At 37.4% G+C, this 22,662-nt stretch carries 18 protein-coding genes; 4 read left to right on the top strand and 14 right to left on the bottom strand.

Annotated elements, in window-relative coordinates; translation table 11 throughout:
* The first annotated feature begins 68 nt into the window (after positions 1–68).
* Positions 69–695: an adaptor protein MecA gene (locus N3I35_03880; protein ID MCX8129224.1), complete on the top strand. Its 627-nt coding sequence runs from the start codon at positions 69–71 to the stop codon at positions 693–695.
* 40 nt (positions 696–735) lie between these two features.
* On the opposite strand, the gene N3I35_03875 is transcribed toward N3I35_03880, so the two are convergent.
* The 3 genes from N3I35_03875 to N3I35_03865 all read right to left on the bottom strand — a co-directional run bounded on the left by N3I35_03875 (position 736) and on the right by N3I35_03865 (position 4,950).
* On the bottom strand, positions 736–2,106 hold the full coding sequence (locus tag N3I35_03875; protein ID MCX8129223.1) for a VanW family protein: 1,371 nt from the start codon (positions 2,104–2,106) through the stop codon (positions 736–738).
* Between the two features lie 140 nt (positions 2,107–2,246).
* A complete protein-coding gene (locus tag N3I35_03870; GenBank protein MCX8129222.1) occupies positions 2,247–3,353 on the bottom strand; it encodes a PRC-barrel domain-containing protein in 1,107 nt (368 codons plus the stop codon).
* 70 nt (positions 3,354–3,423) lie between these two features.
* The gene (locus tag N3I35_03865; GenBank protein ID MCX8129221.1) at positions 3,424–4,950 is read right to left on the bottom strand and encodes a hypothetical protein; all 1,527 of its coding nucleotides are present in this window, start codon (positions 4,948–4,950) and stop codon (positions 3,424–3,426) included.
* Between the two features lie 433 nt (positions 4,951–5,383).
* Here N3I35_03865 and N3I35_03860 point away from each other — a divergent pair, with 433 nt between their 5' ends.
* Positions 5,384–5,914 carry a hypothetical protein gene (locus tag N3I35_03860; GenBank protein ID MCX8129220.1) on the top strand — a complete coding sequence of 177 codons (531 nt, stop codon included), beginning with the start codon at positions 5,384–5,386 and terminating at the stop codon, positions 5,912–5,914.
* Positions 5,915–5,958: 44 nt separating this feature from the next.
* Here N3I35_03860 and N3I35_03855 read toward each other — a convergent pair whose 3' ends face one another.
* Entirely contained in the window at positions 5,959–7,647 is a 1,689-nt protein-coding gene (locus N3I35_03855) for a SpoIIE family protein phosphatase (protein MCX8129219.1), read from the bottom strand.
* A 140-nt stretch (positions 7,648–7,787) separates the two neighbouring features.
* The gene (gene lon, locus N3I35_03850; protein MCX8129218.1) at positions 7,788–10,232 is read right to left on the bottom strand and encodes an endopeptidase La; all 2,445 of its coding nucleotides are present in this window, start codon (positions 10,230–10,232) and stop codon (positions 7,788–7,790) included.
* A 599-nt stretch (positions 10,233–10,831) separates the two neighbouring features.
* Between lon and N3I35_03845 the strand changes: the two genes are divergently transcribed.
* The gene (locus N3I35_03845) at positions 10,832–11,161 is read left to right on the top strand and encodes a carbohydrate-binding protein (GenBank protein ID MCX8129217.1); all 330 of its coding nucleotides are present in this window, start codon (positions 10,832–10,834) and stop codon (positions 11,159–11,161) included.
* Between the two features lie 73 nt (positions 11,162–11,234).
* On the opposite strand, the gene N3I35_03840 is transcribed toward N3I35_03845, so the two are convergent.
* The 8 genes from N3I35_03840 to N3I35_03805 form a co-directional block, all read right to left on the bottom strand.
* Positions 11,235–12,647 (bottom strand): hypothetical protein, encoded by a 1,413-nt coding sequence (locus N3I35_03840; GenBank protein ID MCX8129216.1) that lies wholly within the window; start codon positions 12,645–12,647, stop codon positions 11,235–11,237.
* Positions 12,640–13,776 (bottom strand): DUF58 domain-containing protein, encoded by a 1,137-nt coding sequence (locus N3I35_03835; protein MCX8129215.1) that lies wholly within the window; start codon positions 13,774–13,776, stop codon positions 12,640–12,642. Before N3I35_03835 ends, N3I35_03840 begins: the two co-directional genes overlap by 8 nt.
* Positions 13,773–14,729, bottom strand: coding sequence for a MoxR family ATPase (locus N3I35_03830; protein MCX8129214.1), 957 nt, complete (start codon positions 14,727–14,729; stop codon positions 13,773–13,775). The genes N3I35_03835 and N3I35_03830 overlap by 4 nt, the downstream gene beginning before the upstream one ends.
* A 12-nt stretch (positions 14,730–14,741) precedes the next feature.
* Complete coding sequence (locus N3I35_03825; GenBank protein MCX8129213.1) at positions 14,742–15,845, bottom strand: beta-lactamase family protein; 1,104 nt, start codon at positions 15,843–15,845, stop codon at positions 14,742–14,744.
* 155 nt (positions 15,846–16,000) lie between these two features.
* Entirely contained in the window at positions 16,001–17,182 is a 1,182-nt protein-coding gene (locus N3I35_03820) for a flavodoxin domain-containing protein (protein ID MCX8129212.1), read from the bottom strand.
* Positions 17,183–17,275: 93 nt separating this feature from the next.
* Complete coding sequence (locus tag N3I35_03815; protein ID MCX8129211.1) at positions 17,276–19,207, bottom strand: serine hydrolase; 1,932 nt, start codon at positions 19,205–19,207, stop codon at positions 17,276–17,278.
* Between the two features lie 147 nt (positions 19,208–19,354).
* Positions 19,355–20,446, bottom strand: coding sequence for a HAMP domain-containing histidine kinase (locus N3I35_03810; GenBank protein MCX8129210.1), 1,092 nt, complete (start codon positions 20,444–20,446; stop codon positions 19,355–19,357).
* Positions 20,436–21,143, bottom strand: a complete 708-nt coding sequence (locus N3I35_03805) for a response regulator transcription factor (protein MCX8129209.1) — start codon at positions 21,141–21,143, stop codon at positions 20,436–20,438. Before N3I35_03805 ends, N3I35_03810 begins: the two co-directional genes overlap by 11 nt.
* 246 nt (positions 21,144–21,389) lie before the next feature.
* On the opposite strand from N3I35_03805, the gene N3I35_03800 reads away from it, so the two are divergent.
* Positions 21,390–21,935, top strand: a complete 546-nt coding sequence (locus N3I35_03800; GenBank protein ID MCX8129208.1) for a biotin transporter BioY — start codon at positions 21,390–21,392, stop codon at positions 21,933–21,935.
* A 58-nt stretch (positions 21,936–21,993) separates the two neighbouring features.
* Here N3I35_03800 and N3I35_03795 read toward each other — a convergent pair.
* Positions 21,994–22,662, bottom strand: a 669-nt coding sequence (locus N3I35_03795; protein MCX8129207.1) for an EF-Tu/IF-2/RF-3 family GTPase, incomplete at its 5' end; no start/stop codon positions are given.

Here is a 22,662-nt window from a genome sequence, read left to right as displayed (position 1 = left end):
CTTAATCAGGCACAGGTTTTCTGTCACCTGCAAGTGAAAAAATATAAAATTAGATTGTGGTGATATCAATGAAAATTGAAAAGATAAGTGAAAATGAAATAAAGGTTACTATTTCTATCAGCGATCTGGAGGAAAGAAATATTGATTTGAACTCTCTTAACTATAATTCACCTGCAGCCCAGGAATTATTCTGGGATATGATGGAGCAAGCCGAGGTGCAGTACGGTTTCAACACATCAGATTCTCAATTGTGCATAGAAGCACTGCCGGATTCGGACGAGGGTTTTATAGTAACAATAACAAAGATGGACGAAGATGGAGATTTTGAGTCAATACAGAAGTACATTAAGAATAAGTTTAAAAAGAATGATTTAAAGGTAAAGAGAAAAAACAGGAAAATCTATTCGACTTTAATGATTTATTCTTTTAGAGAATTTGAGGATTTATGTTCCCTGAGCAAGAAAATCAGTTCCTTGTATTCAGGAGACAGCTCTCTATTTAAATATAAGGAAACCTACTACCTTGTATTGACCAGAAGCAGTCTTACTATTTCGAATACAAAACTCTTTGAGGTAATGCTCGGCGAATATGGTAATAAAGTACCCAATACCGGATTTTATGAAGGCTACCTGAATGAATACGGAACAAAGATTATTGAGTATAATGCAATAGAAATACTAAATAACTATTTTTAGAAAATGTAAAATCCCAAGCCAGAATTCTTTAGCTTGGGATTTATTTTATACTGTCATCTCCCCAACGAGTATTAGGGCCTATCTCAATAATAGCTTTTACCGCCTCGTATCTATCTTCATACAAAAACCTTCTTGTATCTTCCGATGTACTATTGGGTACAGTCCTGTATACCTTTACCAAAAGCCCTTCTCTTCCGGAACTGACCATTTTTCTCTCTCCGGCTGCCATTTTTTCATTCTCTACATATTCAACTGTAGGAGTGTATTTCTGAATCACTTCAGTTTCCAGATTGCCAGTCACCTGAGACTGTTTTTTTTTACTTATTATACTTACTGTCAGAGTATCTCCATGTATCTCAGTATAAATCAGTACCGGACTGTCTAGTGTATTCACAAATTTGAAGTCATAGGTATTACTTATAACAACAGCATCTAAGCCCGGCTGGATATAGTCAACGGTATTTTTATGCGGTGTCCGTGTTATAAATTTGGGATCAATTCCAGCTTTCAGCACAGCTGCGTATAGCGTAGATGCCACCTGATTATATCCCTCATCATTTTTATTAATAATCCCGCCTTCTATGACTAGGTATTTGTTAAAAGAAAAGCTTGAAGGCTCTTTTCTATTCTTTAAATCCGCACAAGGAACACAAACTTTGTTTATTGCAAAAGCCGCCTGAATAAGTGAATCAGCAACGTCTAAATCAAGCACTTTTGTCGTATGCTGTGAGATTATCTCATTCAGCCCATCATAACTGCTTAAAGTGTATTCAGCAGCAATAGTTTCCACTTCAAGATCATCTGCTTCTCTGAAGCTAATAAAACCGCCTATACTCTTTCCTATTTCCGACTCTATTCTTTTTAATGATTTATTGAAATTTAGCTTTAATCCCTTCTCTTCAGGAATTTTTACTACCTTGCCTTCTTTTACCTCTATGTCTGCATCAACAGGTTCTTTATTAATATAAATTGCAAGCTCATTGAGCTTTTCCCGCAATTTGCCTTCGTTAAATGTTATTACAGGCGTGATTTCCCTTTTTTGAGATGAGAAATGCCCTCTTATCATATTCTCAAAGGATTCTGATCCGGTACTGCCAAATGCAGTTCTGATAGTAGCTGCAATATCTAAAAATGCATCAATCTCACTATACTTGACCAGAAATTTCTTATTGCTTCCATATATAATTGTAAAAGACCCGTTGGATATAGTAGCTTTGTACATCTCCTCAACCTTTGCCGCGGCTTCCTCCCTGTTCAGATTGCCTAAAGGAGTATTGCCTATATAAACATTATCGTTTATGTGGTCCCTGGAGGAAATGTACAGCATCCCAAGCCCAACTGAGAGCCCTAATACGGTCTGAACCAATACTGATATGAAAACTATAAAAACACTTTTCTGTACCTTGGTCACAAGAGTCACTCCAACTTCCGGGTTTTGTAATTGAATTAAAACAATCGGGATATTTCAAACTACCCTCAATATACAAGAAGTATAAAACTCTTATGTTTTATACTTCTCAATCTGTATTATCGATATATCTATATTTACCTCTATGCCTTATTGTTCATAACCAGCTCAATTAGTTTTCCACTTTCTTTTGCCATATCTATAATGCCGTTATCTATAAGTGTCCCTTCGCTCACAATAGTATTACCATTGTTATCCACTATCGTTTTTGTAGCCCTTCTGCCATTAAGATACTGTCTTTGCCTTTGTTCGAATAAATTAGCAGCGCTGCTTTCTGTCTGAGCATCACTAGCAGGCTGTACATCCTGTCGAGCAATCTGTTCTTGTCCGGGAAACATTCCCCCATTATCGGGGGCCTCCTGTCCAACGGTTGTATCAAAACCGCTGAGTAAATTAGTATCATTATTCTTAAGGCTATCCGTAGTATCTGCTTCTATAGTATATGTTTCTGTAGATTGCTGCCTGCTTTCCTGCTTTTCATTTTCAGCAGTATTATCCTTATACAAAGCTTCACCATCTGCAACTATTTTCTCAATATGTGGTAAGGAGCTGCTATAATCTACAGGTGCTACATAATTATTACTTTCTTCGCTATCAGGCATAACGATTTCTGCGCCCAAATTACCAGAATCAGAATCCGTCAGATTTTTTTTTTCGGCCCCCAGGCTTCCTTCCCCAGTGGCTAATTCTGTTATTTTATCTACCAGAGTACTTTCTACATCTTCTGTAACTACTACTAAATTCTTACCAAATGTTATTACGCTCTTACGCGGAATAAGCCTTATCCTTTTCTGGGTAATATCGGCAATGTACTCAAGACCGGTTATTTTACAGCACTCATCTTCATCAATATAAATATCGCCTATTTCACCAATCAATCTGCCTTTTTTGGTGAGAACCTTGGTTCCCTTGACCTGAATGTTTTTCTGAAGAAGATCTATAGCCGCGGGAATTTTGCTGATATCGTTAATAGCATTTTCATTTTCTATAGTAAGCGCATACTCTCCTATTCCCTGAACACTGTCTGTAGGGATAACTCTTGCACTTAGAATCTGAATACCGCTGTCAACAACTATGTAGTCAATGGCACCCTTATCCGCATTTATTATAATGCTTTTTACCTTGCCCACTTCCATCCCGTCAGATATGCTGATTATCGGTAAGCCTATTATTTCCTGAGTTTTTTTCATTGCTTACAATTCCCCCTTCTGATTACGTTAAGCCAATCCCTTACCAGTCACAAAACAAGTTCCAAATCTGCTAATTTGATAAATTTCTCTCAATCTCCGCCTTAATATCCGGATTTATTACATCTCCAAAATCAGATACATAACCCTCCAGTATCTCTTTTGCCAAATCAACTTGTCCCAATTCCTTATACAATACACAGGTATCAAGTACAATCCAAAACACAGCATCTATTTCAGGATTCTTTTCCAGGGCGTACATATAATGAAGTATTGCCCCTTCCTTGTCACCATTTTCCTTAAGTCTGAAAGCTTCATTTATAAAATCATTTATTTCCCGATTATCCTCTTTGTCGATTTTCACAATATCTTCTGCAATATCAATATTACCAATTGATTGCTCTGTTTGCAAGCACCATGTGTCTCCACTTATGGAATCATTTATATTTGCGGGATCCTTAACGGTTTCTACAGGTGACTCATCAACAGTTTCAACCCCATCCGGCACATATTCTTCCTGAACAGGTATTTTCTCTTGCAGTAAATCCTTTATTTCTATTGCAGTTTCTTCTATTGCAGTTTCTTCTATCGCAGTAAATTCTTCTATTACGGGTGCAGCATCTTCCTCAGCTTCTTTTAAGACGTCTGCTGAGCTTTGAAGCGGAAGTTCAATCATTCCCAAATCATTCCCAAACAGGTTTTCTTCAACTTCATCTGATACAAACACTGCCGTTTCATCACACTGCTCTGTATAATCTGTTTGAAACACAATATTTTCTTTTTCTGTATTTTCTTCAAAATAGCCGGTATTGTAGTAATCTATACTCACTTCGTACTTCTCAGTATGCTGGGCGTCATCAGTATTATCTTCTTTGTTTTCATATAATGAGGAATCAAGCTCAGGTTGTTCGATACTCTGTAGATTTTTGTCGCATTCTAAAGATACACTTATTCCCAGTATATCCTCATTAACATTTTCTATTCCCATTTTATCAATAATTCGCTCAGTGTCAACATGTTTTTCTAAGATATTTTCAACTTGCCCATCAACATAATCCATGCCATTTTCATCAAGTGGTGGTTCATTCTCTATTTCAGAGCCATCCTGAGCAATGTTTACCATATTAATATCGGAATTTTCTTTGGTACTGTCCTGCAAAGTTTCCCCTAATTTGTCATCTTTTGCAGAAGGTTCTATTTCTATTAGCACATTATCGTCATACTTTGTTTTTCTGGTTTTGACCTTTTGTGTAATTTTTGTATATAGTGTATTGCAAGCTTGTAATACTTTTGATTTTAATATTTTATCCAGGATTTCCCCGGCTTTCTTCTCAGTAACAAATACTGATATGGCTACGGCTACCACGAAAACAACAGTTATATATAGTAAAATAGTTATAAGAATGGCAGGAATGAAATTTAGTCCAACCAGGCTTATTTTAGAAAATATAAAAGGGATTAACAGACAGATTGAAACTGAGCTGACAGCTATTGCAGCAACCATATTGAGGTTTAGAAGGCTGTTTTTCTTAAGTATATACACTAACGCTGCGGTTGATAAAACTACCATTGAAATCATTCCAATAGTATAAATCCCCATAATGTCCTCCCATTAAACACTTTCTCTTTTGTATGTTTATTTTCCTGTCTTCAGGCTGACTTCCGTATCACTTGATAGATTTCCATATATAGCAGATAAAAAGTGTTTTAACAAGATATAATGCGGTTTTTCACTGATAATAAATAATTATGATATTTTTCTATAATCCTAAGAGATATTCGCTATTATCCGCAATAATTCCTGCTAAAATCGCAAAAAATATATTTGCTATATATATCTATCGTGCAATTTTCTCATTTTCTTCAATACTTTTTCTATAATACATTAATTTATTTATTAAGGTAACACCTGAAAATGTGTATCTTCATGCCGCTATTCCTGCATAATATTTCATTATGCTTATACACTTTACTTTTTTATCATTATAATTTAGTATATACATAGCCCACTACGCATAGAATGGATTGATTAAATGGCATTGAACAAATTTGAACAGTTCCTTAGAAACAGACAAAACCTGATCGATCAATATGCAAAAGGTGATCTTTCAAAGGAAGAATTCATCGAAGAAAATTATGCCTGTATAAATGCTTTGGATATAAAGCCCTTCCAGAAGATTGACAATGTAAAAAAAGCAATTTACAACTATCAGTATTATAATGTACTTGCAAAATACTATCAGAAGCGTGCTCATGATCTTAATAAAAGAAATGCATCCAGAGAAGATTTTTTTGAGCTGTCAAACTATTATTATTCAAAGAAAGATCATGTCACTGAAAAGCTTTTGAAGCTGCTTGACTTCAGGGGTATTGAAGCATATTTTGTGAAAGTTAAATCTCCGAATCTGAAAAACAGGCTTTTTGAGATAGTATTAAAGGAATACGAAAGCGTGATCCTTCACTCTACAAGTGAAAGCATACTAAACATGCTGATATATGAAAATGCATTTTCAAACGAGGAACGCAAGTCTCTGATAGATAGCTATATAAACCAGAAATACTGATAGATCGTGTACCAGATAGATTTATTTCAAAAACCAGATCCGTCTTATTGTACCTCCATAACAAAAAACGTTATATCGTCCTTTAATATTTTTTTATCTAAGAACCTAAAAAACGTTTTTTCTATTTTTTCTATCAGCTTTAAACACGTATACTCTCTGTTTTCTCTAAGAAGCCCTTTCAGCCTATTTTCTCCAAATAGTTCCCTTACTTCATTTTCCGCTTCTACCAGACCATCTGTATAAAAAAAGATTTTATCGCCTTTTTTTAGTTGCAGAGTCTCATCAGCATATTCGGCGCTATAATATTCAATGAACTTGCATATGGGAAATCCTTTAACCTCCATTTCAGTTACTCCTGTGTCTTTCTTAATTATTAATGGGGGAACATTTATACCTGCCGAAGAATACGTAAGCCTCTTATCCTTAATATTATAAACTGCATATATCAAAACAACGTAAACGTCTTCCTTGAAGTTGGTCCTATTAAAGGATGTATACAAGGATTTCAATACTTCTGAGGGTTTCAGTATTTCACTCTTTTTTTCATTTGCTTCACTTATTGTTTTTATACTTTGATTGAGAAATACCATCAGCATCGCAGCAGGAACACCATGCCCGGCCACATCCCCTATATACATGCCGATATTGTTTTCATCAATTTTAAATATATTATAAAAATCTCCACTTACACGTTCTGCCGGAAAATATCGTGCACAGAAGCTTACTCCTTGCTCTTTAGGAAGTGTGGATGGCAGTATTGCCTTCTGTATATCCCTCGCATACTCCAAATCCTCTAAAAGCCTTTGATTTATTAGTCTTAATTCCTGTGTCCTCTTTTCTACAGTCCTGTCAAGATTTTCTGCATACTCCTTCAGTTCATTTTTTGCCAGGGATAATTCGATATACGGTTGCTTTACATTGTAAATAAATATCACTCTGAAAATAATGAAGTATGAAACAAATTTATATACATGCCCCAAATAGTTATAGATATTGTGCACATCATTCTTGTAGGAAACAAAGGCCCATTCACTAAAAACACCAAGAATCAACGCAGCTGCAAGCATTACTATAAGATAATCCCTGGTTTTTTCATACTCATACAGAAATTTAGCAGTTGTCAATAAGAACAAAACTATTACCAGTATCTCAAGTATCTTTTTTATGCCGGTAATCCCACTTTTTTCATCAAACATTAGGGGGAAAACTTCCGGATAATAGGTTACTGTAACCAATATCAACACACTTGCCGCTAATGACGGTATGATGAAAATCTTTCTATTTAGTAAAGAGCGTTTTTCCTTAGGAATAAAGCAAGAAGCAAAGAACCCTGCAGATATTATCAGCCTCGAAATTATCCAGAGTGTTGTCGCCCTGTTTGCTCCATCATTAGCTACAAAAAAGTCTGGCATCCCTTTAAAACTCAGAGTATGAAATGCATCAAGCATGCCTGTCAGCAGCAGTATATTGCCAATAAATATAGATCTTAGTCTACGCGTCTGCTCATATGTATAGTATGAAACAGCAAAAATGGAAAAAGAGACCAGAATGCTTATAAATTCAAAAAGATTGTGCCATGTAAGGTAGCTGGCTACACTCATCACCTGACTGAATTCATGTTCCAGGAAATATGCTGCAAGAAATACGGCCAATGCAGATAAAATAATTGACGCAAGAAATATATAGCTATTATACCTTGCCGATTGCTTTATTGATTCTCTTACCGCCTTCATAGGAGCTCCTTTATAGTCAATCCGATAAAATAGATTCTAACATTTTGCAGTGCTTTTTTACAACTGAATAGAGAAAAAAGTGTTCCAGGAATTGTCAATCGCTAAACATAATTCCTTGAACACTTTTAACTTTTGTAAAATTACTGTTCAATCAAGCTGGCACTCTGTTCGACACCAGTCATAACTGTCTGATCTGCGGGCAATATTATTGCCCCCTCTTCACGTACCCCACTTGTAAGCTGTTTTGACTTCCCCTTTATAATAGCAGTATTCAATACCGTATCCATATCAGCCGCAATAACAAACTTCAATTTTTTCCGTATGTTTTCAGGAATATCATCTATATCCTTCTTATTGTCAAACGGAACAATTATTGTATTTATTCCTGCTCTGTGAGCAGCAAGTACTTTTTCCTTCAATCCGCCTATAGGCAGAACCCTTCCTCTAAGGGTTATCTCTCCTGTCATTGCTACGTTTTTCCTTACAGGCATTCCTGTAAGTGCAGAAACCATAGCTGTTGCAAGTGTAATACCCGCCGATGGCCCATCTTTAGGTGTAGCACCCTCAGGAACATGAATGTGGATATCATACTTATTGTGGAATTCACTGTCTATACCAAGCTGGTCTACTCTTGAACGTATATAGCTTATTGCCGCCTTTGCAGACTCCTTCATCACATCTCCGAGTTGTCCAGTAAGATCAATTTTTCCACTTCCATTCATCAGTGTAACTTCTATGGAAAGCGTATCACCACCTACAGACGTCCACGCAAGGCCTGTAGCTATTCCTACTTCGTCCTTTTCATTAGCCTTATCGTATCTGTACTTCTTAGTACCAAGCATCTTCTCTATATTTTTTGATGTAATTCTAATTGACTTTTTATTTGTTGAAACCAAATTACAGGCAGCTTTCCTACACACAGCAGCAATCTCTCTTTCCAGATTTCTTACTCCTGCCTCTCGTGTATAGAAATTAATTATATCCCTTGCAGCCTGTTCCTCTATAATAATATTGTTCTTTTTAAGGCCGTGAGCCTGTATCTGCTTTGGAATCAAGTGGTTCATAGCTATATTGATCTTTTCTTCTTCTGTGTAACTGGTAAGGCTTATGACTTCCATCCTGTCAAGCAGTGGCCTCGGTATGGTATCAAGGCTGTTAGCCGTAGTGAGGAACATAACATCTGAAAGGTCAAACGGCAATTCCAGGTAATGATCCCTGAACGAGAAATTCTGCTCACCATCAAGCACTTCCAGCATAGCTGATGCAGGGTCCCCCCTGAAGTCACTACTCATCTTGTCTATTTCATCAAGCAATAAAAGTGGGTTCTTAGAGCCCGCTTGTTTGAGTGCTGCAATAAGTCTTCCAGGCATTGAACCTACATAAGTACGCCTATGCCCTCTTATTTCAGATTCATCTTTTACCCCGCCAAGTGACATTCTTACATAATTTCTGTTAAGCGCCCTGGCTATGGATTTTGCTATAGAAGTCTTTCCTACCCCTGGAGGTCCGACTAAACAAAGAATAGGCCCCTTCAGCGAGTTTTTCAGCTTCCTGATTGCAAGATATTCAATAATTCTCTCTTTGACCTTTTCCAGCCCATAATGATCTTCATCCAGTATATCTCTGGCTATTTTGAGATCTATTACCTCTTCAGTAGTCTTATTCCAAGGAAGATCAAATATCCAGTCGAGATATGTTCTGATAACAGAACCTTCTGCGGATCCTGAAGGCATTTTCAATAGTCTGTCCAACTCTTTGAGAACCTTTTTTTCCACCTCTTCGGAAACATTTGCATTCTTAAGCTTTTCCTTGTATTCCTCTACTTCTCCGGCAACTCCGTCTTTATCTCCCAATTCTGTCTGTATAGCTTTCAGCTGCTCCCTAAGGTAATATTCCTTTTGCATCTTGTCTATCTGTTTTCTGACCCTCGCATTAATGTTTTTCTCTACTTCTAGGATCTCTATCTCTTTCAAGAGTATTTCAAGAAGCTTTTCCAACCTGGAATTGGGATTGAATTCATTCAGAATATCCTGTTTCTGTTCTACCTTCAGTGTCAGGTTTGAAGTAATAATATCAGACAGTTGTCCCGGGTCTTCTATGCTTCCTACTGAAAGCATTATTTCAGCAGGAACCTTGTTACTCAGCTTGACATATTCTTCAAAAGTCGTCAGCACTCTCCTCTTGAGAGCCTCTACTTCCACACTGCTTCCTTCATCATAAGTATAGATCTTCTCTATAACCTCAGCCATAAAAAACGGTTCTGTCTGAGTGAATTCACCAATTTCAGCTCTGCTGACCCCTTCAACAAGTACCCTTATCGTATCTCCCGGAAGTTTTAAAAGCTGCTTAACTTTAGATATCGTACCTACATTGTAAATATCTTCTTCACCGGGAGAATCATTTTTTGCATCCTTTTGTGTAACAAGCAGTATTAACTGATTGTTGATCATGGCTTCTTCCAATGCCTTTATAGATTTAATCCTACCTACATCAAACGGCAAAGTCATATATGGAAACACTGTCAGTCCCCTGAGAGGCAATAACGGTAGTACCTGCCTTTTAATAACTTTTTTTGATTCAGTCATTTGACCATCCCCTCAATTAAATAAAATAAATAAATATTTGTTAATTTATTTCCCTGGATTTATATCTAATTTGGGAAATAAAAATAAATTTATGAAGTTACGGATAGTCGTTACTTCACAAGTAATAATAAATATATTACATATACAACAGGCATATACTTAAATTCGGCCACTAGCAGTGCGGTGTATTCACAGAATCTTTTAGCAGGAGCATACACAAAACAGCACATTAATATCCGAACTTCCTCAATGCTAACAATTATAACTGTTAAATTTTTTATTTTCAATTGTTTTATATGGAATAAGAGGGAACCACTTCTTCATTGCCTGCCGAAACAAATATCAAATCTAGTGTGGAAATTTTTTGAATGGTATTATATTAATTATTATAGCATATTTTGCTTTAAAAACGCAAAGTAATGTTTAAATGTATCTTAATAGTCAAAAAGAGTCTCACATAATATAAACCTCGCAAGAAATAATAAATACGGACAGCTTATCACAGAAAATTTGTTGTCTGTAACTTTTCAGTTTTGCCGACAAGAATTAAACCTATAAAAATAGTTTAATTCTTGAAAAAAACTATAAGGGGTGGTTTTGTGTATAATATTTATCATCAGAACGGTGTCGTAATCAGGCCCAACGTAATTGCCGAAGGTGATACCGCAACTGTGATGTATAAAGGGATATTGCACAACAAAGGAGCAGACTCGGTTTATATGCATATAGGTTATAGTGAAGACTGGAAAGATGCAAAAGACATAAAAATGAGCAGAACAGATGAAGGTTTTGAGGCACACTTGCCTATAACCTCACGTGAACAGTTAAAGATAGCTTTTAAAGACAGTGCAAATCACTGGGATAATAACTCAGGAAGAAACTACTCCTTCGAAGTACAGAATAGGTTTGTATCAATAGATACGAGATAAACAAGTTAATTGATTTCGATGAGTTGAAACAGGCAGTGTTTAAGGAGACCAGCGTGTTTCAACTCTTTTTTAGTTACTTTCTATCTATTGTCCCACATATCCTTTCAAAACTCTTTTCTGTACTAAATACCTCTGTCTCCTGGGGGATTACATCGCCATATCTTACTTTATCATACACAGATGTAACGCTGCTCAAAGCATCCCTTATTTCTTCCATATGCATTGCTTTCTTAAGAATCTCTCCTGTAGTATCAGACTTTCTGATATCAATTTTCTTTTCAATAAAGATTTCAGCTATACAAGCATAGATAACTCTGATTTTCACTATAGGATCGCTGATATCCTTTAGGGCTTTCCTGAATTTACGGATATTTTTCCCTGTGCTCTCTTTCTTTTTTCTTAACCAGGGTGGCCCTACTGTCTCAGTTTCATCGGTATAGTCTACTGGTAAATTAGCGGCAGCGCTTTCCACATTGCTGAACAATAAACGTTTTATCAACTTAATTATCCACAATAGCATATTTCTGATTTTCAGAATAGCAGCAGGTATAAATTTATATATCGCATATAAAAAAATAGCATTTCTGAAAACCTCAGTAATAAAATTCCAGAATGGGCTAGGTAACCTGATCCTCCCAAAAAAAGGGACTTCAGCACTTGCTGTTTGTATCTTAGCTCCTCCTGCATCCGGAAAAAGTAGTCTAAAAAGCTTCATCATTATCTCTACTACCACACTCACAAACATTTTCAGCATACTAAGAGTAAATGCAACGATACTGTTTAAATTCAAAAGAAGTACTAAAAAAAACAAAAACATGACAACTGCTTTAATATTAAAAATTCTTATATTCCTGGGAGTGCCGGCAGAATGTGCTTCCTTTTTCATTACCATTAAGTCCAGATAGGCTTGATTTTGTATGATTAGTGAAGCTATAACTGCAATAAAAAACATGATGGAAAATTGAATTCTTAGGTGACTAAGGCCTTTAGAGTAGGTTACTGCAAAAAGCAGGCACATAGAGAAAATAAATGCAATATAAAAAAATGTGCTGCCAAGTATCCTGCCAAACTCGCGAAAATTAGCCCTTAACCCGATAAAATAAAAGATAAGAGCAATACTTGCTTCTATAAGCCGCCTTTGCAAACTTTCTCCTGAAGAGAAAATAATTACAGCAAAAAATGGCACAAGTGAGGTTAAGTATGCAGTAAGCTTTGACATGAAGAGAACTGTAGCATGCTTATCCAGAAAAAACTCCACTGCAGGAACAGAAATGATTCTTTCCAGTATTTTGGATTTATCTCTCACCACTACTCTTCCTGTAAGATAGCCGAAAAAAACCGTCAGTGCGAAAAAGAATATGTCCCGCAGCTCTGATGCACCCTTAAAAACAGTATACCTTAACAACTCAACACCAGGATAGATAAACAAAAAAACTCCGGTTAACGCCGTTAACTTCATTACAGTTATTCTGATTTTTTCAGGCATAAATATTATCAACTCCTGAAAGCATAAATAAATCAATATCTCCGGGGAGTTTCCCCGCTTCTGAAATGTAATCCAGCAAAACTATTTTTACAGCATTTCCATTCTGCCTAAGATATCTTGCTGAATCAGCAGTCTGTCTGTTCATATATGAAGTGATTAATACTACCTGACTGTTTGCTATATCAGGAATAACACCCTCTAGGAAATTATCAAAATCCTTTAAATTCTTAAGCTCCAGCTCAGCAAGGATTTTCATCAGACCTCTGATATGCTCGATACCTCCAGCCTCACTACTATACACCATATTTTTATCATCATGGACAGTATGCCCATTGGATATAAGCCTTGCAGGAATTCCCATTCTTGCCGCTCTATCCAGAACCGTTGCTGCTACCTTTATTCCCAGTTCTGCCTTGTCTCTGTACATTACCCTGTCATATTCATACTCTACGGACTGCATATTTAGTATGACTGTAAGACTTAGCTGGGATGTAAAATCACTTTTTCTCACCATAAGCTTCCCATGTCTGGCAGTAGCCTGCCAATGCACCCTGTTCATGGGATCTCTTTCAGTATATTCCCTTGCTCCGGAAACCATAAAGGGATCATCTACAATCCATCTTTTAACAATCGTATCTCCCGGAACATAATTTGCGGGTATGAACATATCCTCAAGATTCAGTATCTCAGGGTATACGATCAATCTGGCATTTACCGGGACAGCAGCAGAATCATTTCCTATCCCGAGTATATCTCCCCAAATCAAAGTTACATTCTCGGTAAAGAAAACACCCCTTTTCAAACATCTGAGGTTCCATCTCCGTGTTACCTTCTGATAGCTTTTAAGCAAAAAACTGCTCGTTACTCTCCTGTTATCCTGAGTTATGACCGACCTTACTCCTGCAAATTCAAGCCATCTCGAAGAATGAATATCAACTTTCAACCACGGAACAGGTAAAAGCTTTTTATTATGTACAGTTTCGACCAGAAATACTTCATCGCCTTCATGGGCTTCGTTCTCACTAAAACCACACATGTATTCAAGCTTCTTCAATCCCAGTGCAGTAAAAACCACTTTCTGTAGTTGTATTGCTGCAAATACTATAATCATAAAAGCTATGATTTTCATATAACATTCTCCACAGGTACAGGAACTGTCTTTAAAATATCTTCAATAATAATTTCAGCTGAAGAAGCACTACCTGAAACTGAATGTCCTTTTAGTATGATCCTGTGGGCAAGAACTGCTACAGCAACACTCTTAATATCATCAGGCGTCACAAAGTCACGTCCCTTTAAAATCGCAAATACCTGGGTTGCCCTCATCAGTGCCAGACTACCTCTTGGACTTACTCCAAGCAATATTCTTTCATGTTTTCTCGTTCTTTCAATAATGTTAATTATATAATCCTTTACCTCACTGCTGATCTTAACAACAGAAAAAGACTTCTGTGCTTCCAGGATTTCTTCCGCTTTTGCTACACAATCAACGGATGTAATCTGACTTACATTCTGAAATCTGTCCAGTATCTGCCTTCCCTCCTGCAAGGATGGATATCCGAGCTTCAGCCGCAGATAAAACCTGTCCAGCTGGGCCTCGGGTAGCGGAAATGTCCCGTGAGTCTCTACCGGGTTTTGTGTAGCAATAACAAAAAAGGGTAATCCTATTGCCTTGGTTTCACCATCTATGGTAACCTGTCTTTCTTCCATACACTCAAGCAAGCTTGATTGGGTTCTGGGCGTCGCCCTGTTAATTTCATCAGCAAGTATTATATTGGCAAATACAGGTCCCGGTCTGAAAACAAATTCACTTTCCTTCTGATTGTAAAAATTTATCCCGGTCAAATCCGAGGGTAGCAAATCAGGAGTAAACTGTATCCTCTTAAATTTGCAATCAATTGATTTAGCAAGACATTTTGCCAATACGGTTTTGCCTACACCCGGCACATCTTCAAGCAGCACATGCCCTGAACAGAAAAGTGCAACAAGTATCAGGTCTATGGTATCGTCTTTACCGACTATCACCTTTGAAATATTGCCTTTTATTCTTTCACCAAGCTCTTTTATTTCATGCAGTTTCATAGGACACACTCCTTACTGTTTATCATTTACTGAAGGTATTATGTATTCTTTTATTAGTACCGAACGGTAATTATCATCTAAGCTGCCCCGCCTTCCCGGTAACGAAGTTGTAACCAATACAATATCCAGGTCGGGAATGATACAGATATACTGTCCGCCAAAACCCGCTGCTGCATATATGTAGTATCCTTTTTCCTCAAAGGTCCACCACTTATAACCATATCCAGTCGGTGTACCCCTGGTTTTTTCCGGTTCAGTATCAACATGCTTTTTTGTAGATTCCTCCACCCACTCAGCGGACAGTACTCTTTTGTTATTCCACATCCCTTTATTCAAGTAAAGTAGTCCGAATTTTGCCATATCTCTGGGTCTTAAATACAGATTCGCATGTCCTGCAGTATAACCCTGAGGATCGGCAGTCCACTTTTTGTCCTTGATACCCAACTCATTGAAAAGACATTGATCGGCAAATTCAGACATACTCTTGCCTACAGCTTTCGTCAGAACAGCAGAGAGCAAGTGTGAAGCCGAGTTTGCATACTGGAATTTTTGACCCGGGTCATATTTAAGAGGAAGCCTAATCGTATGTTTTATCCAATCTGTGCTTCCTGTCCAGCTGCTGAAATCCTCAACAAACCCCGGTGTCATAGTCAGAAGATGTTTTATGGTAATTTCTTCTTTCCTTGTATCATTAATCTGTGAATAGTATCCTTGCAGATATATATTGATTTTCTCATCTATCCCTTTAATATAACCTCTATCGATAGCTATACCCGTGAGAGCAGAAATAAAGCTTTTTGTTACTGAAAACACATTATTATAGTCATCCCTGCCAGCGCTGCTGTAATAGCTTTCATGCACAAGTCTCCCATGCCGCACAACCAGGAAACTAAGAGCATCTGTCCTCTTTAGCACCTTATCCGCCCTCTTAAGCACTTCCGGGTTCATACCCTGGGATTCAGGCGTTGAAACAACCCAATCTTTTGAGTTAGCTTCTTCCTTTTCCCTCATAACCTTGTATTCTTTATCGTTTTTTATATAGGAAGGAATACTGATGCATATGGAGACAATAAGAATTACTGATATCACAATAATCTCTTTTGCAAATCTGTTCAAAAAAAACTCCCCCATCCCACACCATTTTCATGTATAGCTTATCACATTGAAAAGATAGTATGAAGTAGATATTTTTCTGTTTGTAGGTGGTTTTTTTTCAGCAATCATTAAAAAAGCTTTTATACCTGACTGTATAAAAGCTTTTTTAATCCCTTCTATTTCATATTTGCCGCAATTTTTCTGCCCAATTCCACACACTGTCCAAGTTCTTCCCCAGTGGGTCTGTATTTGATTCCCAAAGGCTCCTGTACCATACTAATGCCTGCATCACCAAGCTTCTGGTGAATAATCTTCGGAGCTTCACCACTCCAGCCATAACTGCCGAAGCCCATTCCCAGCTTGTTTTTAAACTTAAGTCCTTTAATATCATCTAAAAGTGATGATATTGCACGCATAACAACATTATTTACAGTACAGCTGCCTACAATAACAGCCTTGGCTTTGAAAATCTCCGTAAGAAGGTCACTTCTGTCCGTTTCGGCAGCATGGTACATTTTGAATTTTATTCCGCTGTCGGCAAGTCCTTCACCGATAGCTTCTGCAATAGCTTTTGTTGCATCATACATAGTATCATAAATTATAACTCCGGTACCTTCATTATAGTCCTGTGCCCACTCATAATACTTTTCAATTATCTGCGCAGGGTTTTCCCTCCAAATAACTCCGTGACTCGGGGCAATCATATCTATGGGCAGTTTTAATTCTCTTATCTGTTCTATTTTTCTCTTTGCTAGAGCACTAAAGGGGGTAAGTATATTTGCATAATACTTTAATGCTTCCTGATACAGCTCACAGTTGTCAACCTCATCATTAAACAGCGATGCAGGCGAGTAGTGCTGCCCGAATGCATCATTGGATAACAGAGTATTGGCTCCCTTCACATAGGTTGCCATACTGTCTGGCCAGTGCAGCATTTGCATTTCGACGAATACAAGCTCATATTCCCCTGTCTTAAAAGTATCTCCTGTTTTTACAATGTTAAAATTCCAGTCCTTATGAAAATGTCTTTTTATTATTTCAGCTCCATTTTTTGTACAGTAAATAGGCGTATCCGGCATTTTTTCCATTAAATAACCCAGACTACCTCCATGGTCGGGTTCAACATGATTTATCACAATTGCATCTATATTTCTTAACCCGATTTTTTTTTCAAGATTTTCTACAAACTCTTCCTTGTAAGGATCCCAGACAGTATCTACCAAAACTGTCTTTTCATCTTTAATAATATAGGAATTATAAGTGGAACCTCTGTGCGTAGATAGCTCATGCCCATGGAATACTCTGAGCTCCCAGTCTTTAATTCCTATCCAGTATATTTTCTTTTTTATCTCAAGCATAACTACACTCCTTATTCATTTTCTTTAAACATATATATTCCCATTTGGAGCTTGTTTAAACTCGTTTATTCCAACAGAGTGTATAAATATATGCTAAGGTATTAATCTCAGCAGATTCCAATAATTCAATACCCATACAAATACCAATGATGCCACAGTTACAACCGAATAATGAATCCTGCCTGCAATTGTCCAATATCCAACCCTCCAGGCTAAAGAGGCAAACATTACTAATCCAAAAGTCAGGATACTGGTAATAAAAAGCACAACTAAAAATGCTGTTATTGCTGTAAGCATCCAGTGCTGGAGGCCAAGTCCAGCTAAAGAAGCAATAAAAATAATCCCAATAAGTGAAATACAATTAAGAAAGCAGACCACTCCTCCCAGCAGCCTGGCAAATGCAGCAGTACCGAAACCTGCCTTTTTCTTCCCCCTTGAACCAACAGCAAGATACCTGATAAACCAAACCAGAGATGAAACACTGAATATTGCTAAGCAACACATCAGAATTATTCTCTGTAAACCCTGTTTTTCATACCACTTCAATTTCTCATAAGAAACTATTGGGTTCCCGTTAAAAAAATGCGTCACATTCCCTTTCCCATCTGCGCGGAATACAACATAACCCTGGTTATCCTCCCTCTTAAATACATATGGTTCTACTTGTTTTAGCACAGTTCTGACAAACTCCTTTTTAAAATTGAATTCTTCAAGAGTCAGAGTTCCATCCATATTATCAATAATCTTTGATTCACTACCAGGCAACAACCCCATGAATTTTGCTATACCGGTTTTAGAAAGCTCACTATAATCTCTATAGCTTCCTGTAAATTTTACAACGTTATCGCCCAAACTTTTAAAGACCTCTTTCGTTTGATTACCTTTTTCCTGCTTGAAGTAATGCTCAAAAAATTCATCTTCTACGTATAACGGCATAGGTCCCAGGGCGTTAGTTGCTATATAAACTCCCAGACCAGTTTCAGGAATTAGGAACAAAGTTGTTGCAAAACCCGGCACTGCACCTTCATGCTTTAAAACACGCTTACCATACCTGTAATCTTCAATAAATCCATATGCCATGCCCGGTAACCTGGGATGATGTGTAAAATGCTGCTTATGCATGATTTGCACAGTAGCCGGCTGAAGAATTTTTTTACCCTGATATTCTCCATTCTGTAAATGTGCAATCATAAACTTTCCCATATCTGCTACGGTAGAGTTAATATCTCCTGATCCCGGGTCAGAAAAAAATACGTAATCAATCTCACGGTATTTATTATTCTCATATATATACCCTTTGGACATGTTAGGTATTGGTGTTGAAACAACACTGTTTCTCATATCCAGTTTCTCGAATATGTTGTTTTTTATATAATCTTTATAGCCGATACCGGAAACAACCTGAACGATATACCCTAGCAGGTTTGTCCCTATATTGCTGTATTTTGTAGTTTTTCCCGGCTCATCCACTACTTTTGGAATATTGCTCTTCATATAGCTTTCGTAAGCATTAACATCATTCTTATCCGCAAAGGAAGTATCAAATAGGATCTCATCAAGACCCCCTGTATGGGTCAGAAGGTTTTCCATGGTCAGCGGCTTTGAGAAGCGGTTATCTACTTGGATTTTCTTGAGATATTTATTAACATCATGGTCCAGCCTCAACTGCCCACGCTCATATAATTGCATTATTGCCGTCTGTGTAAACAGCTTTCCAACCGACCCGCTCCTGAATACTGTAATATCAGGGTCTACCTTAATCTTTTCCTCAAGGTCTGAATATCCATACCCCTTTTTTAGGATGACTTTTCCATCCTTCACTACCACGACAGCAACCCCCGGCACATGATGCTTTTCCATATTTGCGCCTATACACTTTTCAAAAAAGTCCTCCAACTCATGGTTATCTTCTATCTTTTTTTCTTTCGTTTCTGCTATTACCGGTGTATAAGCTGTCAATATAAGTAAACCTGCAAGAATAACAGCTGCTAGTCTTTTTATTGCCATTTCCGCTTTAACAGACATCAAAACATCTCCTTTCATTGTTAAGCTAAACCGAATCCCATATCAATAAAACTTTACCTGAAAATGCTAAATAAATTGTTAGACTTTTCCTTAATATTTTCTTAATATAAACAAAAAGAGCCTGATGTTTATCAAGCCCTATCACACCTATACAACACTAAGCCTTGTTTCGAATACAGTCCTGTCATTCTGAGAGTATGCCGTAATTCTTCCCTTGTGAAGCTCAACAATGTTTTTTGCTATTGCAAGACCCAGCCCTGTGCCTCCCGTATTTTCCGACCTTGACTTTTCAATCCTGTAGAATTTTTCAAAAATGTATGGCAGCTCTTCTTCAGGAATCCGCTTTCCATAGTTAATTATCCTCACAACAGCATCCCTGCTTTCTTTAAAAAGCTCTATATCAACATATTTACCGTCTCTCCCGTATCGTACGGCATTAGAAATCAAATTTTCAAAAACTCTTACCAGCATATCTCCGTCAGCATAAGTATAAGCCTTCTCAGTGGTAATGAATAATCTGTACTTCATACCTGCATCATCAAAAACAGGAACAAATTCTTCTGCAAGCTGCTCTAGCATATCATTTAAGCTGACTCTTCCGGGAACAGGCACAAACCCATCACTACTCAGTCTTGTATATTCAAATAGCTCGTCAATCAACTTCTTAAGCTTTTGTGATTTATTATATGCAATATCTATATAATAACGTAATTCAACTTCATCCCTGTACTTATCATTTGCTACCAGTCCCAAATACCCTAATATAGACGTCAGTGGGGTTCTCAGATCGTGAGATACACTGGTTATAATATCATTCTTTGTTTTCTCCGCACATCTTTCCTCTTCTATTGATTTTCTTAATTTGAAAGTCATGGAGTTGATATTCTCTGCAAGATGTGCCAGTTCGTCCTTTGAACGTATAGGTATACTATAATCAAGATTGCCTTCGGCAATAATTCTCAAAGATGCAGATATTTCTTCTATATACCGGATGCTCCGCTGAGTAAATAGGAGATATGTTACAATAAATAAAACAAGAAAGCATAAAAATATTATTACTATAACTGCAATATCTGTTCTGACAAATAATGAAATAACCCGTCCGAGCGGCTTAAACAGAAGAATTGCAATATATGTACCGGCAGCTATCATTATTGTACCCGCAAAAGCTATAATACCACTCATAATAAACATAAATATAAACTTGAATCTGATGCTTGAGAAGTAATTAGTTTTCAATTTTATACCCTACCCCCCACACAGTTTTTATAAAAACAGGCTTTCTTGGATTTTCCTCTGTCTTCTCACGGATTTTTCTGATATGTACCATCACAGTATTATCGGATTCAAAATATCTTTCCTTCCAGACTCTCTCAAATATCTCCTCCGAACTGAATACACGGCCTCTATTGCTGGCTAGCAGATGAAGTATGCCAAACTCCGTAGGTGTCAGGCTTATTTCATTCCCATACACACTTACAGAATGGTTTCTTGTGTTTATACAAAGTCCGTTTACTGTTATAGAGCTTTCATAGCCTTCAGCCGCCGGATTATTCTGGGGATTCAGCTGTAAAAACCTTCTTAACTGGGATTTAACCCTTGCTATAAGCTCCAGAGGATTAAAGGGTTTTGTCAGATAGTCGTCAGCTCCCGTGCTTAAACCCATTATTTTATCAATATCCTGTGATTTGGCACTCAGCATGAGAATAGGAATATTCCATTCCCGCCTTATCCTTCTGCATAATTCCAAGCCATCCATTCCAGGCATCATTATATCAAGTATTACAAGTTGTAAACTCTCCTTTTCGACAATACTTAATCCTTCAATGCCACTATATGCTTTCAATACCCTATAACCCTCATTGGATAAATATATCTCTATCAGATCCGCGATTTCCTTTTCATCATCTACTACCAAAACAGTTTCTCCAGCCATACATCCTACTCCCTCAATAAACATAAAAACCGTTGTATTTATTATATAAATTATAAACTTTATTATTTAAAAATTACAGATAATAATCCTTAAGATTTTCTTAACCCCAATTCCTGTGTTAATTAGTGATATATGTTTATCTGCTTGCAATGAGATACCCGTATTGACAAAGAAAGGTAAATACATTATTCTTTATATTGTCAACCGTTTTTCGTGCACTGGTTGACAATCAACGAGGAGGCTAATATGAAACTAAATTTAAGAGGATTAATCTTAGCAAGTCTATTTGCAGCTCTAACTGCCGTTTGTGCCCGTATTTCCATTAATACGCCGCTCGCTCCAGTACCGATAACACTGCAGACATTTGCCGTATTCATGTCTGCAGTTATCCTAGGTAGTAAATACGGTGCCCTTTCGCAAATTGTTTACATTATGATTGGAATAGTTGGAATGCCGGTCTTTTCAAATGGTGGCAGTGGATTAGGATGGCTTATCGGACCAACAGGGGGATTTTTATTAAGTTTTCCAGTAATATCTTTTGTTATTGGTTTTGTTATGGAACGTAAAAAGCAAGTATCAAGGACAGATGTAATCGGACTTTTAGTAATAGGGATGATTATATGCTATACCTTTGGAACACTCCAATTTGGCTTGATTAAAGGGTATGATTACGTTAAGGCAATAAATGCTGTTGTAATACCTTTTATCCCATTTGATATTGTAAAACTTATTGCAGCCTCTATACTAGGCTACCAGGTAAGAATGGCTCTTAAAAAAGCCAGCTTGCTTTAAAAATTGAAAATCAAAAAATCCGGTGTCGATGACACCGGATTTTTTATGTTAGCTCAAATTATTCAATTATTGAAGTAACTGTTCCTGAACCAACTGTTCTACCACCTTCACGGATAGCGAATCTCAAGCCTTCTTCCATAGCGATAGGAGTGATGAGCTTGATAGTCATGGTGATGTTATCACCAGGCATAACCATTTCAACACCCTGAGGAAGCTCTACAACACCAGTAACGTCAGTTGTTCTGAAGTAGAACTGAGGTCTGTAGTTGTTGAAGAAAGGAGTATGTCTTCCGCCTTCTTCTTTGGACAGAACGTACACCTGGCAGGTGAAGTGAGTGTGAGGCTTGATGGAACCGGGCTTAGCCAGAACCTGTCCTCTTTCGATATCATTTCTCTGAACGCCTCTGAGAAGAGCACCAATGTTGTCACCGGCAACTGCCTGATCCAGCAGCTTTCTGAACATTTCAACACCAGTTACGACAGTCTTCTTGGGAGCTTCAGCCAGACCAACGCTTTCAACTTCGTCGCTAACCTTTACTACGCCTCTTTCAACTCTACCAGTAGCAACAGTACCACGGCCTGTGATGGTGAATACATCTTCTACAGGCATGATGAAAGGCTTGTCAGTTGCTCTTTCAGGAGTAGGAATATAGCTGTCAACAGTGTTCATAATGTCGAGAATACATTTGTATTCCTGTCTCTTATACACATCTGACGCTGCCGACGA

It is taken from the genome of Clostridia bacterium, from assembly GCA_026414765.1.
Lineage (GTDB): Bacteria > Bacillota > Clostridia > Acetivibrionales > DSM-27016 > SKW86.
This window is presented reverse-complemented; position numbering and strand designations above follow the sequence as displayed.

What these genes read in the sequence shown, in the direction of transcription:
- N3I35_03880 (MCX8129224.1), top strand. Translation starts at nt 69, where the DNA reads ATGAAAATTGAAAAGATAAGTGAAAATGAAATAAAGGTTACTATTTCT.
- N3I35_03870 (MCX8129222.1), bottom strand. Translation starts at nt 3,353, where the DNA reads ATGAAAAAAACTCAGGAAATAATAGGCTTACCGATAATCAGCATATCT.
- N3I35_03865 (MCX8129221.1), bottom strand. Translation starts at nt 4,950, where the DNA reads ATGGGGATTTATACTATTGGAATGATTTCAATGGTAGTTTTATCAACC.
- N3I35_03860 (MCX8129220.1), top strand. Translation starts at nt 5,384, where the DNA reads ATGGCATTGAACAAATTTGAACAGTTCCTTAGAAACAGACAAAACCTG.
- N3I35_03855 (MCX8129219.1), bottom strand. Translation starts at nt 7,647, where the DNA reads ATGAAGGCGGTAAGAGAATCAATAAAGCAATCGGCAAGGTATAATAGC.
- lon (MCX8129218.1), bottom strand. Translation starts at nt 10,232, where the DNA reads ATGACTGAATCAAAAAAAGTTATTAAAAGGCAGGTACTACCGTTATTG.
- N3I35_03840 (MCX8129216.1), bottom strand. Translation starts at nt 12,647, where the DNA reads ATGCCTGAAAAAATCAGAATAACTGTAATGAAGTTAACGGCGTTAACC.
- N3I35_03835 (MCX8129215.1), bottom strand. Translation starts at nt 13,776, where the DNA reads ATGAAAATCATAGCTTTTATGATTATAGTATTTGCAGCAATACAACTA.
- N3I35_03830 (MCX8129214.1), bottom strand. Translation starts at nt 14,729, where the DNA reads ATGAAACTGCATGAAATAAAAGAGCTTGGTGAAAGAATAAAAGGCAAT.
- N3I35_03820 (MCX8129212.1), bottom strand. Translation starts at nt 17,182, where the DNA reads ATGCTTGAGATAAAAAAGAAAATATACTGGATAGGAATTAAAGACTGG.
- N3I35_03815 (MCX8129211.1), bottom strand. Translation starts at nt 19,207, where the DNA reads ATGTCTGTTAAAGCGGAAATGGCAATAAAAAGACTAGCAGCTGTTATT.
- N3I35_03805 (MCX8129209.1), bottom strand. Translation starts at nt 21,143, where the DNA reads ATGGCTGGAGAAACTGTTTTGGTAGTAGATGATGAAAAGGAAATCGCG.
- N3I35_03800 (MCX8129208.1), top strand. Translation starts at nt 21,390, where the DNA reads ATGAAACTAAATTTAAGAGGATTAATCTTAGCAAGTCTATTTGCAGCT.